Source organism: Nocardia sp. NPDC046473, assembly GCF_040645995.1.
Lineage (GTDB): Bacteria > Actinomycetota > Actinomycetes > Mycobacteriales > Mycobacteriaceae > Nocardia.
Map to the genome: position 1 here is coordinate 46,122 of NZ_JBEYZJ010000010.1, position 13,765 is coordinate 59,886.

Annotated in this window: 13 protein-coding genes; 4 read left to right on the forward strand and 9 right to left on the reverse strand. The window is 67.1% G+C overall.

Features of this window, described 5'->3' with window-relative positions:
* The 5 genes from ABZ942_RS33380 to ABZ942_RS33400 are packed head-to-tail and all read right to left on the reverse strand — an operon-like array spanning position 1 to position 4,952.
* Positions 1-1,047, reverse strand: a complete 1,047-nt coding sequence (locus tag ABZ942_RS33380) for an NAD-dependent epimerase/dehydratase family protein (protein ID WP_357389123.1) — start codon at positions 1,045-1,047, stop codon at positions 1-3.
* Complete coding sequence (locus tag ABZ942_RS33385) at positions 1,044-1,319, reverse strand: hypothetical protein (RefSeq protein ID WP_357389125.1); 276 nt, start codon at positions 1,317-1,319, stop codon at positions 1,044-1,046. The genes ABZ942_RS33380 and ABZ942_RS33385 overlap by 4 nt, the downstream gene beginning before the upstream one ends.
* The gene (locus tag ABZ942_RS33390; RefSeq protein WP_357389127.1) at positions 1,316-2,989 is read right to left on the reverse strand and encodes a fatty acid CoA ligase family protein; all 1,674 of its coding nucleotides are present in this window, start codon (positions 2,987-2,989) and stop codon (positions 1,316-1,318) included. Before ABZ942_RS33390 ends, ABZ942_RS33385 begins: the two co-directional genes overlap by 4 nt.
* Positions 2,986-3,894 (reverse strand): hypothetical protein, encoded by a 909-nt coding sequence (locus ABZ942_RS33395; protein ID WP_357389130.1) that lies wholly within the window; start codon positions 3,892-3,894, stop codon positions 2,986-2,988. The genes ABZ942_RS33390 and ABZ942_RS33395 overlap by 4 nt, the downstream gene beginning before the upstream one ends.
* Positions 3,895-3,902: 8 nt before the next feature.
* The gene (locus ABZ942_RS33400; RefSeq protein ID WP_357389132.1) at positions 3,903-4,952 is read right to left on the reverse strand and encodes a 3-oxoacyl-[acyl-carrier-protein] synthase III C-terminal domain-containing protein; all 1,050 of its coding nucleotides are present in this window, start codon (positions 4,950-4,952) and stop codon (positions 3,903-3,905) included.
* A 559-nt stretch (positions 4,953-5,511) separates the two neighbouring features.
* Between ABZ942_RS33400 and ABZ942_RS33405 the strand changes: the two genes are divergently transcribed.
* The gene (locus ABZ942_RS33405; protein ID WP_357389134.1) at positions 5,512-7,005 is read left to right on the forward strand and encodes an NAD(P)/FAD-dependent oxidoreductase; all 1,494 of its coding nucleotides are present in this window, start codon (positions 5,512-5,514) and stop codon (positions 7,003-7,005) included.
* Here the strand turns inward: ABZ942_RS33405 and ABZ942_RS33410 are convergent.
* Positions 7,002-7,697, reverse strand: coding sequence for a TetR/AcrR family transcriptional regulator (locus ABZ942_RS33410; protein ID WP_357389136.1), 696 nt, complete (start codon positions 7,695-7,697; stop codon positions 7,002-7,004). The two genes, ABZ942_RS33405 and ABZ942_RS33410, sit on opposite strands and share 4 nt — an antisense overlap.
* A gap of 108 nt (positions 7,698-7,805) precedes the next feature.
* Between ABZ942_RS33410 and ABZ942_RS33415 the strand changes: the two genes are divergently transcribed.
* Positions 7,806-8,624 carry a ferredoxin reductase gene (locus ABZ942_RS33415; RefSeq protein ID WP_357389138.1) on the forward strand — a complete coding sequence of 273 codons (819 nt, stop codon included), beginning with the start codon at positions 7,806-7,808 and terminating at the stop codon, positions 8,622-8,624.
* A gap of 80 nt (positions 8,625-8,704) precedes the next feature.
* On the opposite strand, the gene ABZ942_RS33420 is transcribed toward ABZ942_RS33415, so the two are convergent.
* Positions 8,705-9,379 (reverse strand): TetR/AcrR family transcriptional regulator, encoded by a 675-nt coding sequence (locus ABZ942_RS33420; RefSeq protein ID WP_357389140.1) that lies wholly within the window; start codon positions 9,377-9,379, stop codon positions 8,705-8,707.
* Positions 9,380-9,539: 160 nt separating this feature from the next.
* On the opposite strand from ABZ942_RS33420, the gene ABZ942_RS33425 reads away from it, so the two are divergent.
* Together ABZ942_RS33425 and ABZ942_RS33430 are read left to right on the forward strand one after the other, a co-directional pair.
* Positions 9,540-11,111 carry a succinic semialdehyde dehydrogenase gene (locus ABZ942_RS33425; RefSeq protein ID WP_357389142.1) on the forward strand — a complete coding sequence of 524 codons (1,572 nt, stop codon included), beginning with the start codon at positions 9,540-9,542 and terminating at the stop codon, positions 11,109-11,111.
* Positions 11,112-11,142: 31 nt separating this feature from the next.
* Entirely contained in the window at positions 11,143-11,973 is an 831-nt protein-coding gene (locus ABZ942_RS33430) for an SDR family oxidoreductase (RefSeq protein WP_357389144.1), read from the forward strand.
* Between the two features lie 3 nt (positions 11,974-11,976).
* On the opposite strand, the gene ABZ942_RS33435 is transcribed toward ABZ942_RS33430, so the two are convergent.
* Together ABZ942_RS33435 and ABZ942_RS33440 are read right to left on the reverse strand one after the other, a co-directional pair.
* Positions 11,977-12,774: a putative protein N(5)-glutamine methyltransferase gene (locus tag ABZ942_RS33435; RefSeq protein WP_357389146.1), complete on the reverse strand. Its 798-nt coding sequence runs from the start codon at positions 12,772-12,774 to the stop codon at positions 11,977-11,979.
* Between the two features lie 120 nt (positions 12,775-12,894).
* Entirely contained in the window at positions 12,895-13,764 is an 870-nt protein-coding gene (locus ABZ942_RS33440) for a YdcF family protein (RefSeq protein ID WP_357389148.1), read from the reverse strand.
* Position 13,765 lies beyond the last annotated feature (1 nt).

Below are 13,765 nucleotides of genomic sequence, written 5' to 3' on the forward strand. Positions count from 1 at the left end.
TCAGCGCAAATCTCGAGTGAGTTCGACGGCGCCGCCCTGTGTTTCGAGCCACGCGAGGAAGGTGGCCAGCCCGCTGTCCCGGTCCACGACCGGGGTGTAGCCGAAATCGCGACGGGCAGCGGAGGTGTCGTAGGTCGCGCTGCGCGTCATCAGCGCAACGGCATAGCGGGACAGCGGCGGCGACCAACGCGTCGCAACAGCCGGTATCCGCCAGATAGTTTCGATGACATTCACTACGGCGTTGATCACCCTGGAGTTCGGTTTCCGGCTCGGCGGTGCGTAACCGAGACCAGTGGCCACCGAACCGAGGAACTCCCAGACATTCGTCTTCTCGGCATCCGCGACGAAATAAGCCTTGCCGCCCACCGCATCCGAGGCCGCCGCCTTGACGCACGCGTCGACGATGTTGTCGACATGGCACAGCGAGGCGTATACGGTGCGGCCGAACGAGATGTCCGGCAACTTCCCGGTACCGGTCTTGCCGAGCAGCCGCACGATCGGACCGGACCGGTCGCCCGCGCCCCAGATCGCGCGCGGCCGCAGCGCGCAGGTGGTGAATCCGTCGGTGTTCGCGGCCAACACGGCGCGTTCGGCCGCGGCTTTGGTCTCCGAGTACAGGTTCAGGTAGCGCCGCGGATAGGGGACCGACTCGTCGACGTCGAGTTGATCGCCGCCGTCGAAGTCCATCAACGCGCTGGGGCTGGAGATGAAGACGAACCGGGACGCACCGCCGCGCCGCGCCGCTTCCAGGAGCCGTTCGGTCGCTCGAACGTTCTCCTGCCAGAACTGTTCCCGCGTCCCGCGCTCGTCTACCCGTGCGGCGCTGTGGAACACGATGTCGACACCGTTGGTCGCGGCGACCAACGAGGCCGGGTCGGTCAGATCGCCGTAGACCAGCTGTACTCGATCGACGTCCGCGCCGAGGTCGGCCAGCTTGCTGCTGCGCCGCACCAGAATCGACACATCGTGCTCGCCGTCGCGCACCAACCTGCGCACCAGCGCACCACCGAGGAACCCGGACGCACCGGTCACCAATACTTTGGTCATTGTGCCTCCTGTGTTCGCCACCAGGTCATTCCGAAGATCTGCGTCAATACGGCCGTCTCGACGGGAGAGCGCCCCGACCCCTCGGCCGCCCGCAGCGCGGGCCGGATCTGCGCCGCGTGCACCACGACGCTGAGGAACGCGTCGATCCACCACGCGGCGCGCAGCACCCGGCTGTCGGGTACCCGATCCGTCGCGACCGCGGCGGCTCCACCGGCGAGGTACAGCCAGCCGAGCACGGGAATCGCCCGCAGCGCCGTCGTTTTCGCGTTCACGCGTGGGTTCCGATCTGCTTGGCCGCCCACTGCGACAGCTGCTCCCGGCCGATCTTGGCGTTGTGCCGGATGTCGACCGGGAACCCTGGGTGAACCAGGAAGTCCGCGATCGCGCCGGTGAGTTCGTGCTCCGCCCCGCGGGCCCGCAGCGCGGCCCCGACCGCCACGCTGTCGGCCTCGGGCTTCACTTCGAAGCACAGTACGGGCCGCTGCGTACCGCGCGCGCCGACCCCGACCAGCGCCGTACGGGCAACGCCCGCAACGGTATTGAAGATCTGTTCCACCTGGACCGTGAACATCGGCCCGTCGGCGGTCTCCACCCGCTGACTCTTGCGCCCGCAGAACCAGATTCGGCCCTCGGCATCGATCCAGGCGAGATCGCCGGTGCGATGCCAGATCCGGTCACCGTCGACGATCTTGCCCTGTCGATTCGCTTCCTCGGGCCAGTAGTAATGCGTGCTGACATTCGGCCCCGCGACGACGAGTTCGCCGATCCCGCGCGAGCTTTCGAGCCTTCCGGCCAGCTCGTCGACCCGCGCCCAGCTCGGGATCGATTCATCGGTGATCGCGATGATCCTGGCCTCGATCTTGTCGGCCGGACGGCCGATGCAGGTGCCCTCGCCCTGGTGCGCCCGCTGCACCAAACCGCCGAACAGCTCCCGGGATTCGATGAGTGACATCGGCAAGGCCTCGGTGGACCCGTACCCGGCGAAGATCCGCACGTCCTCGGCCAGCACCTCGCGCAGCCCGGCGATGCACCAGTCCGGCACCGGCGCGCCACCGGAGTAGATGCTGCCCAACGTCTTCAGCTCGATCGGCTGCTGTTCCAGATGGCGCAGCAGCGGAATCAACAGGGCGGGCGAGGCGAACATCGTCCGCACTCCGAACTTCTCGATCGCGTGCGCGACATGCGCCGGATCGGTGGAGCCGACCTTGCTCGGGATCAACGGCGGTAGCACACACCGCGATCCGAGCAGCAGGTCGAGAATCCCGACCAGCGGCAACGTGATCAGCGAGGTATCCGGCGCCACCTCGCCGCGCGCGGTGTGCACCTGGTCGATCATCGACGTCAGATTGCCGTGGGTCAGCTCGACCGCCTTGGCGGGTCCGGTACTGCCGGTGGTGAATCCGATGACGAGCACATCGTCCGGGTCGGCGGGCACTCGCTCGGGTGCGCCGCCGGCCGGTGTGGTGCCCCACGCCGCCAGCCGCTCGCCCCGCCAGAACCAGCGCTTGCCGACGGTCACCGTGGTGCGCACCTTGCGGAAGCTGCGCCGGAACAACACCCGCACGGCATGCGCGGGCGGGATGCCGATGAACGCCTCCGCTTCGACCGCGCGCAGGCAGTGCACCATCTTGCGCAGACCCATGCCCGGGTCGATCACCACGGGCACGGCGCCGATCTTCAAGAGCCCGAACAGAATCGCGTAGAGCTCGGGGCTGGGCAGTACCAGCACGATGGTGCGCGTGCCCGCGCCGACGCCCGACGCGGTGAGCCGCTCGGCGATGGTCTCGGACCAGTCGTCGAGCTCGCGGTAGGTGACGTGCCGATAGGACGGCAGGTCGGCGGACGTCGTCGCGTCGGGATAGATGACCGCCTCTCGATCCGGTTCCGTGCGCGCGAACGCACGGAACCGGTCGATGGCCGCCCAATAGGTCGCCGAGGTCACGCAGCCGCCCCGGCGAACGCGGGCAGCCGGTACAGCACCGCCGCCGCGGCCGGGCCCGCGCCCGCCGCCACGAACAGCACCTGAGAGTGCTCGGCGAGGGTGTCCGCACCGATGGCCCGATCGTAGGCCTGAGTCAGTGCCGCCGTGTGGGGGTCGCCGTAGGCGAGATCCGGGGTACGGACCGAATCCTGGTCGATACCAAGGGCATCGGCCAGCCGCTTCGGGAACTCCGGAGTCGGCGTCGAGGCGATCAGCGCGAGGCTGGTGCGGTCCGCGACCTCGGCCAGTGCGGCGCCCGCCGCCTGGACCGCCACCTCGAGCAGTCGATCCTCGAAGTCCGGCTCGCGCTCGACGGTCATCAGGCCGCGACCGGCGGTTCCCATGGTCGCGGTATCGACGTAAGCCTCGACCGCGGCGGTGCCCTCGCCCGCCGCCGTGTGCACCTTGCCGAAGCCGACGGGATCGTCGGTGCGCTCCAGCAGTAGCGCGGCACCCGAAGTGGCGTAAGGGAATTCGTCATCCGCCGCATACCGCAGCAGCGACGGGTGGGTGTCGCCGGAGACGATGAGCACGTGCTCCGCGCTGCCGGTTTCCAGGATGGCGGTGGCCACCTGGACCGCGTTGAGCACGCTGGTCGCACCGTTCATCAGGTCGAACGAGAAGGTCCGCGGGTCGTCCTTGGCGTATTCCAGGCCGATGCCCGCCGCCTTCTGGATCAGCGCCGAGACGGCGGGCTCGACGGTGTTGTAGTCCCGGAAGATGCCCGCGTTGATGACCACACCGACCTGGTCGGGGCGAACCCCGGCCCGTTCCAGGCTCTGCTTCGCGGCTCGACCGCTGTGCTCGACGACACTGTGGGTGTCGCTGGTGCGGCTGATACTGGTGGATTTGATGCGCACGCCCATAGCTGACCTCAGACCTTCAGAGACGAGATGGTGGTGGACAGGTAGCCGGCCACGATTCCGGAGGCGGCGGGAATCATCAGCAGCTTCGAGCCCGCCGGGATGTTCTGGTCGCTCAGCTGATCGTGCAGCACGATGAAATGTGAAGTGGTGGAGGTATTTCCGTACTTCTCGATGACCCGGAGATCCGGCGGCATCGGGCTGCCGAGTTCACGTTCGGCGATGGCGTTCATCCACGGGATCGCGGCGGCGCCGAACTGGTGATGGACGATGTAGTCGAACTTCTCGTCGGCGAAGGTGCGCCCCAGCTTTTCCAGGTGATTCCCTAAGCTGTTGGAGCCGAATACGAAGCGGTCCTCGTTGTGCATTTTGCGGTTGTCGGTGTAGAGCGCAATCCCCTGGCTCTTGTCGCTGGGCATGCCAAGGCACAGGTTCGCGTACTCCGCGGCCGTCACCAGCTCGATGTAGTGGATCTTGTCGTTGTCATCGACTGCTTGGTCCAGCACGACCGCCGCGCCCGAGTCGCCCACCGACAGCGACGCGAACTGTGGGTCGTATTTCGCGGAGATCTCGTTCGCCGCGGTTTCGGCGATCGGAGTAATGGCCTCACCGCTGACCACCATGCCGTTGCGCACCGCGCCGGAGCGGATCATCCGATCGAGTATGTAAGTGCCGGTGAGCATTCCGGCGCAGGCGTTCGACACGTCGAACGTAATGGCGTTCTTCGCGCCAATAAGGCGACTTATCGAACCGGCGAAGGACGGCTCCATGTACATGCGGGTGGCGTGGTTGCTCCGCGTGATGGAGGTGGAGATGATCACGTCGAGCTCGGCTGCTTCGTACCTCGACCTGGACAGACAGTCCTCGGCGGCCTTCATGGCGATCGCGAAGGAGTCCTCGTAGTTGTCCGGGTCGGTGTCGTGCACCCGGCGTTCCTTCACTCCGGTAATTTTTTCGAGATCGAAAGACGGTGGTTCCTTCAGCCGCGAGAGCAGCTCCTTCGTAGTGACGATATTCGAAGGCAGATAGGCGCCGATGGATTCGAATCGAGAATGCGACACTCGCGCTCCTGGAAATCGTGGAAAGAAAACGGTTCCGGATCGTCTCTGATCGTCGGTGCGACGGACACTACCCGACGGTAACTACGAATGCCTATGGCCCGGATCAGGGGGTGAGAGGCGTTGTTGAAGTACATGTTTCGTGAAGTATCACTAACTGGTGATCGGCTGGCTATGGCGGAGTGTGGGCGTCCGATCGGGCCGAATATTGCGGGTCGCCAATGGTTTTCAGGTCTGGTGGACGAGCGCGACATCGTGTTGTGTATATCCGTGCCAGCCAAAGTGGGCGAACGTTCAGCTAACATGCCGTCTCGGCGGAATCGTGGTTGCCGCGCCGTGGCGATGTGAGTGACTTCACTGCGAAGTGTGCAATTGGAAACCGTTCGGTCTCGCGTGAGTGCCAATGTCGTGCAACGCTTAACTACGTTGCGGCCGAACGGAATCCACGCAAAGCGGTCAGCGGCAATGGGCGAGAAACATCCCACGATTTATCCGGCTGTGCCGGACCAACTGTCTGGGTCGTAGGCTGAGAACGCACGCCGCCTAACCCGAGGAGTGAGCGATGACAACCGTTGCTGAGCACGTCGATGTGCTCATCGTCGGCGCCGGACTGTCCGGCATCGGCGCGGCCTATCATCTGCAGCGGGCGTTCCCGCGGCGGACCTACGCGATCCTGGAGGGCCGCGAATCGCTCGGCGGCACCTGGGATCTGTTCCGCTATCCCGGAATTCGCTCCGACTCCGACATGTACACCCTCGGCTACCGGTTCAAGCCGTGGTTGGGCGACACATCGATCGCAGACGGCGCCGCGATCCTCGACTACCTGCGCGACACCGCCGCGGAAAACGGCATCGACCGGCACATCCGCTTCCGGCATCGGGTGCGCGGCGCCGAATGGTCCACGGCGGACAACCGCTGGACCGTGCGGGCCGAGCGCGCCGACACCGGCGAAACCGTCACGCTGACCGCCGATTTCCTGCTGTCCTGCGCGGGCTACTTCCGCTACGACCAGCCCTACGTGCCGGATTTCGCGGGCACCGAGCGCTTCGCCGGACCCGTTGTGCACCCGCAGTTCTGGCCCGCGGACCTGGACTACGCGAACAAGAAGGTGGTGCTGATCGGCAGCGGCGCCACCGCCGTCACGCTCGGTCCCGCGCTCACCGAACAGGGCGCGCACGTGACCATGCTGCAGCGCAGCCCGAGCTACATCGTCTCCAGGCCCGCCAGGGACAACATCGCGATGAAGGTGCGCCGCTACCTGCCGCCGCGCGCGGCCTACGCGGTGGTCCGGGCCAAGAACGTGGCCTTCGCGACGACGATGTATGAACTGAGCCAACGGTATCCGGCCTGGATGCGCGAACGCATCCGCGGCCTGCAGGAGCGCTGGCTGCCGCCGGGCTACGACATCGACACGCATTTCACGCCCAGCTACAACCCGTGGGATCAGCGACTCTGCTTGGCGCCCAACAACGATTTCTTCCGCGCCATCCGTAAGGGCCGGCTGGATATCGTCACCGATCGGATCGAGACGTTCACCGAGACCGGCCTGCGGCTGGTCTCCGGCGCGACGCTGGACGCCGACATCATTGTCACCGCAACGGGATTGAACCTGGTCGCCTTCGGTGGCATAGACCTCGTGGTGGACGGGCGGCCGGTCACGGTGTCGGACAGCATGGCCTACAAGGCGATGATGCTGTCGGATGTGCCGAACTTCGCCTACACCTTCGGCTATACCAACGCATCGTGGACATTGAAGGCGGATCTGGTGTCCGAGCACGTGGTTCGGTTGCTGCGGCACATGGACGCACGCGGCTACGCGCGCTGCACGCCCGTGCGCGATCCGTCGGTCGGTGCCGAATCATTGTTCCTGAACTTCAATCCCGGCTATGTGCAGCGTTCCGCGAGTCAGTTCCCGATCCAAGGCGATCGGGCACCGTGGCGGCTACGGATGAACTACCTGCGCGACCTGTTCACGCTGCGGCACGGATCGGTCGCCAACGCTGCGCTGAGTTTCGAGCGGGCGGACCGGCCTGCGCCGGTAGCGGCGCGGGACTAGGCCTCGGTGATCACCGAAGAACGGGCCCGGGCAATGTGTTCCAGCACAGTCGCGGCGTGTTCGTCGAATCGTTCGCGGGGGACCGGGATCTCGCCGTCCAGCCAGGGCCGGTAGAGGTAGGCCAGCGCGCCGAAGATGGCGCTGGCATTGAGTGCGTTGTCGTGCTCGTCGGGTGCGGAAGTCGAGTAATCTCCCGCGCCGATCGTCAGCGCGATCGGCGCCGTGAACAATCCGATGAGTTCGTTCGCGCGCGGCATGAGCACCGGGGTGGCCTGCGATTCGATGAACATGATCCGGCCGCGGCGGCGGTCTTCGGTGAGGTAGTCGGTGAAGATGGCGACCATATGCCGGAACATGGCGTCGCGTTCGATGGGCGCGGTGGGTAGCGCGTCGAGTAGTCGGTCGCGCGCGCCGAGCACCACGGTGTCGAGCACGGTGGTGAGCAGCGCGTCCAGATTCGCGAAGCTCTCATAGAAATAGCGTTCGGTCAGCCCGGCTTGCCTGCAGACGCCGCGCATCGAGGTCTCGGCGGCGCCGACGGTGGCCATCAGTTCGGTGCACGCCTCGATCAGTTGCTCGCGGCGGCCGGCCACCCGATCGGCAGGGGACCGGCCGCGCCAACGGCGCATGCCGGGGATGGATCCGTCGTCGGCGACCATGGCGTCATCTTCCCACAGTCGCATTGTCGACATCGAAGGATGTTGACAGCGCTCGATGTCATCAATAGGTTTGCCTGGATGCTGGTGCTTTCCCGGCCAGGTGTGTCGGGGCTTCGCCGTTCAGAGATGAGGGGATGCGAGATGGGCTCCACTGTCTATGCCGACCAAGCGCGTGCTCGCGTGATGGCTGTCGAGCACGCGGACCGGCCGGGTTCCGAACTGCGGACGATCGGCTCGGCGGCCGACACCCACCAGCGAGCGTTCGTGGCAGATAGTGCGGCACAATTACTTTCGCGGCAGCGTGAGCTTGCTGTCGTCATCGATCGGATCGAGCCGGAGGCCGACGGTGTCGTCAGTCTGTGCCTGACCGACCCGGACGGTGGCCGGTTACCCGCTTGGACGCCCGGCGCGCACGTCGATGTGGTGCTTCCGTCGGGCCGACAGCGGCAGTATTCCTTGAACGGCGATCCGGCCGATCGGGGGCGATACCGAATTGTCGTGCGCCACATAGCCGATGGCGGCGGTGGCTCGAGCGAGATCCATCGGCGGTTGCGCGCCGGTGATCGGCTGTTGGTGCGCGGGCTGGGCAATACCTTTCCGTTCCTCGAGGCGCCGCAGTATCTGTTCGTCGCCGGTGGCATCGGCATCGCACCGATCCTGCCGATGGTCTGCGCGGCTGAACGCGCCGGAACACCATGGCGGCTCATGTATTTCGGGCGTTCGCGGTCACGGATGCCGTTCCTGTGTGAGCTGGCGCGACTGACCGGCGGCGACGTGGTGGTGCGCGCGGACGACGAGTTCGGCAGGCCGAACCCGCGGGCGATCTTCGAACAGACCCGAACCGGCGCGACCGTATATGTCTGCGCCCCACCGCCGTTGGCCGAAGCGGCCCGCCAAGTGCTGGCGCTGCACGACCCAACGGCAGCGCTGTACACCGAGCGGTTCTCGCCGGTGTCCTAGAACCTGTGAACTCGGCGACCAGCGTCGTTCGCCGAGTTCGCGGGCCGGTTTGTGCGCGGCAGGTGTGAGCGCGCGTCGGCTCAGGGGGCGGGGAAGATGCCGGGCAGGTTCATCGCGTATTCGAGGTCGGTGCGGGTGCCGAGGGTGGTCAGTAGCACGCGGATCATCGTAAGGCGTGCTGCGGCAACCGTTTCCGGGTCCGGCTCGACGCCGGGCGCGGTGCCTGCGGAGATCCGGTAGACCACGTACTCGCAGACGTGCAGTGCGGCATCGAGATCCAGCGGGCTCGGCACGGGGCGGCCGAGTTCGGTGAACGTCGCACGCACCAGCGCGCGGATATCGTCCAGCGCGCGTTCCCGATACGCCGACACCGGCGAGCCGGGATCGTGCAGTTCGGCGAACAGTGGGCGCAGCATGGCGCCGTGGCCACCGGCCCAGGCCAGGTAGGCGTCGATCAGCCGGATGCCCAGCTCGACGGGCTCGTCGGTGCCGGTCAGCGCCACCCGAATGCCGTCGACCAGACCGTCGTTCGAGGTGTTCAGCAAGACGTGCAACGGCTCGGTCGCATTGCCGAAATACCGATAGAAGGTAGGCCGGGCCAGCCCGGCCTGCTCGATGATCTGTGCGACGCTCAACCCGCGCGACCCGTTGCGGGTGAACACCTCCGCGGTGGCGAGCACGATCCGGGCGCGGACCTCCTCGGCTTGCTCCTGCGTCTGCGGCGGCCGACCTCGCCGGGTCGTCGCCTCGGTCATCGGGCCTCGGTAAAGACATGGTGCTGCCTCACAGCGAGCAGCCTGTCATGTCTGTGTTCCATGACGAAGAGCTTGACACGAGGCGTGGCACGACTATTAATCTAACACTAGTGTTCAGTTAAAGGTCGCTGCGCTGCAAACACCCAACGAGAGGGCCGAAATGACGACCGCCTCCCAGCTCGCCGCGGCAGATGCGTTGCCATCGTCGCTGGTCCAGCCGTTGCTCGACCGGGCGGTCGCGGGTGGCGCGCCCGCGGTCGAGGTCTTCGCGCCGGCCACCGGACGCAAGATCGCCGACCTGCCGCAGTCGTCGGTCGCCGACATCGACCGGGCCTTCGCGACCGCCCGCACCGTGCAGCGGGAATGGGCTCGCCGCCCGATCCGCGAGCGCGCCGCCGTGCTGCGCCGCTTCCACGACCTCGTGCTCGCCGAGCAGGACACCATCCTCGACATCGTGCAGACCGAGACCGGCAAGTCGCGCGCGCACGGCTTCGACGAGGTCGGCGATGTCGCGGTCAACGCCAGGTATTACGCGCAGGTCGCCGCCAAACTGCTGGCCACCCGCAAGCCGCGCGGCGTGCTGCCGCTGCTCACCCAGGTCGACGTGCGGCACCGGCCGAAGGGCGTCGTCGCGGTGATCTCGCCGTGGAACTACCCCCTCGCGCTGGCTGCCTCCGATGCACTGCCCGCCCTGGTCGCGGGCAACGCGGTGGTGGCGCGACCGGACAATCAGACCGCGCTCACCGCACTCTGGGCGATCGACGCCGCCGAACGCGCCGGTCTGCCGAAGGGACTGTGGCAGGCGGTACTCGGGCGCGGCTCGGTGATCGGCCACGAGGTGATCGCGCGCGCCGACTACGTCGACTACACCGGCTCCAGCGCGACCGGCCGCACCATCGCGCAACAGGCGGGGGAGCGGCTCATCGGCTACTCGCTCGAACTCGGCGGCAAGAATCCCTTGGTCGTGCTCGCCGACGCCGATGTGTCCAGGGCCGCCAAGATCGCCATCCGCGCTTGCTTCGCCTCGGCCGGGCAACTGTGCGAATCGATGGAGCGAATCTATGTGCACGACAAGGTGTATGACCAGTTCGTCGCCGAATTCATCGAGCACGTCAGGGGAATCGCGCTCGGCGGCGGGCTGAACTACGACAACGACATGGGTTCGCTGACCTTCCCACGCCAATTGGCCACGGTCCGTTCGCATGTCGACGACGCGGTGGCCAAGGGCGCCACGGTGCTGGCCGGCGGCAAGCACCGCCCCGACCTCGGTCCGTACTTCTACGAGCCGACGGTGCTGAGCGGCGTGCGACCCGGCATGACCGTATATCGCGAGGAAACCTTCGGCCCGGTCGTCTCGATATACCGGGTCGGCAGCGACGACGAGGCGGTCGAGCAGGCCAACGACACCGCGTACGGACTCAACGCGAGCGTCTGGACCAAGGACATCGGCCGTGGTCGCGAGGTCGCAGCGCGGATCAACGCCGGTTCGGTGAACGTGAACGAGGGCTTCATCGCGGCCTGGGGTAGCGCCGACGCGCCGTCCGGCGGGCTCGGCATCTCCGGCACCGGGCGCAGGCACGGCGCGGAGGGACTGCTGAAGTACATCGACACCCAGACCATCGCGGTGCAGCGGATGCTGCCGATCGCGCCGCTGCCCGGCATGTCCGAGGAACTGTGGGCCAAGACCATGACCTGCTACTTCGGTGTCATGAAAACACTGCGCCAGAAGTAACTTTCAGCGGAATCGACAGGGATAGGGACGGATGAAACTCGACACGGTCGCAGGCAAGAAGGTGCTCGTCACAGGCGCCGCGATGGGCCTCGGCAAGCTGTTCGCCGAGCGGGCGGTGCGGGAGGGCGCGGCCGCGGTGGTGCTGTGGGACATCAACGAGGTCGCGCTGAAGGAGACCGCCAACGAGCTCACCGGGCTCGGCGGCACCATCCATCATTTCGTGGTCGACGTGTCCGCGCCGGACGCCATCGCCGAGGCGGCGGAATCGGTGCACGCCGAGGTCGGCGCCATCGACATCCTGGTCAACAACGCGGGCATCGTCCGGGGCAACAACTACTTCTGGGACACCGAGAATCGCGCCGACATCGAGAAGACGATGGCGATCAACGCGCACGCGCCCATGTACGTCACCCTCGAATTCCTGCCCGCGATGGTGTCCGGTTCGACCGAGGCGCGCGTGCTGACCATCGCGTCTTCGGCCGGGCTGGTGTCGAATCCGCGGATGAGCGTCTACGCGGCCTCCAAGTGGGCGGCGCTCGGCTGGTCCGACTCGGTGCGCATCGAGCTGGAGCAGGCGGGCCACGAGCACGTCAAGGTCACCACGGTCTGCCCGACCTACATCAACACCGGAATGTTCGACGGGGCAAAGGGATTCCTGTTCACCCCGATCCTGGAGCAGGACGAGGTGGTCGACACCTCGTGGCGGGCGATGAAGCAAGGCAATCCACTGGTGATCCTGCCGTGGACCTCGCGCCTCAACAAGGCCCTGTCCGGCATCCTGCCCATCAAGCTGCGCGACCTGTTCCTCAACACGGTTGGCGTCTACCACTCGATGGACGAATTCACCGGTCGCAAGAAGTAGGCACTACCTGACCGGTCTGGTGCCGATGACGACGGTGGCGTAGTCCTCGGCCGATTCGGCGATCGTGCCCGCGAGGCCGTGCTCGGCCAGCACCGCGACGGCCACGGGCGCCTGCGCCTCGCTGGATTCGATCAGTAGCTGACCGCCCGGGGCGAGCCAGGTCCGGGCGTGCTCGGCGACGCGGCGGAAGATGTCCAGGCCGTCGTGGCCACCGTCGAGGGCGGTGCGCGGTTCGTGATCGCGGGCCTCCGGCGGCATCTGCGCGATCTTGTCGGACGGGACATACGGGGTGTTGGCGAGCAGGATGTCGATGCAGCCGCGCAGTTCCTCGGGCAGCGGTTCGAACAGGTCGCCCTGATAGACCGGGGCGCCGATCGGGGTGAGGTTGCGGCGGGCGCAGTCGACCGCGACTGGGTCGATGTCGGCGGCGGCGAGGGTCACCCGGGTCTGCTCGGCGGCCAGCAGGGTGGCCAGCGCCAGGCCCAATGCGCCTGAGCCGCAACATAAATCGACAACCATCAGGTGACGGCTGCGGGCGCGAGCCAAGTCGGCCGCCGACTCGACGAGAAACGCGGAACGCTGACGCGGCACGAAAACACCGGGCGCTACCGCGACGCGCAGTCCGTGGAATTCGGCCCAGCCGAGTAGATATTCGAGGGGCGTGCCGGAGACGCGTTGCGCCACGAGTGCGTCGAGGTCGGCGTCGGTGTCAGCGGCGGCGATGAGCAGGCGGGCCTCGTCCTCGGCGAAGACACAACCCGCCGCACGTAAGGCCGCCGCCACCTCGGTACTACCTGCCATCACGCCGGACATCCTGCCGTGCGTGGCCGTGCGCGAGCCACCGAATTTCCCGTGACGTCGCTCTCGGCGGCGCACCCGGGAGCCACCGTGTCGGGCGGTTCCCGGGTGACAGCGCTGTCCTCAGCGCGAAATATCCAACTCGAACGTGCGGGTCGCGTCGAGATAGATGCCGCGCTGGGACTGCCGGGCCGGCGGCGGCAGCTGCGAGACCAGCTGTTCCAGCGAGGTGGTCGCGCCGACCACCTGGGTGCCCGCCACGATGAAGTCGGCGACGGCGCGTCGAATGTGGTTGGGCGAGGTGACCACCACCGCGCTCGTCGCGCCGACGTCACGCAGCAGCTTGGTGCTGAACAGGGCGTTCTGCACGGTCGACCCGGCCTGGCCTTCCACGTGGATGCGGTTCGGCGGCACGCCGTGGCCGATCAGCCAGCCTGCCATCGCGTCCGCCTCGGTGATGCCGTTCTGCGGGTTGCCGCCGGTCACCACGATGGGGGACAGCGGCGCGGCGATCGACTGCAGCCAGGCCGCGGTCAACCGGTTCACCAGCTCGGGGCGCAGCGCGCCGTCGGGCAGCAGGCCGTAGCCGAGGACGACGATGCCGGTCTGCGGTCCGATGAGTGCGGGTAGCGGATTCGGCAGGGTGCCGACGGCCGCGCCGATGGCGTTGAGCACATTGGTGGTGCCCGCGGCCATGCCGGGATCGACGACGTTGAGCCGGGCCATCGCGTCGGCGAGGGCGGGCAGGTCACCTGCGTAGTGCGACCAGATGGCCTGGAGGGAGAGTGCGTCGGCGTCACCGGGGTCGGCGCCGATCAGGTTGCGCAGGTCGGCACGGCCTGCGGCGTCGTTGCCGTCGGTGAAGTTGCGCTGGGCGGAGTTGTAGAGGGCGTCGGTATCCCCGGCGTGGGCCGGGACGCCGGCCAGGCCGGTGACGATGATGGCCGCGAACAGGGACGCGGCTAGATGTTTCCAGTGCCTCGATATCTTCACT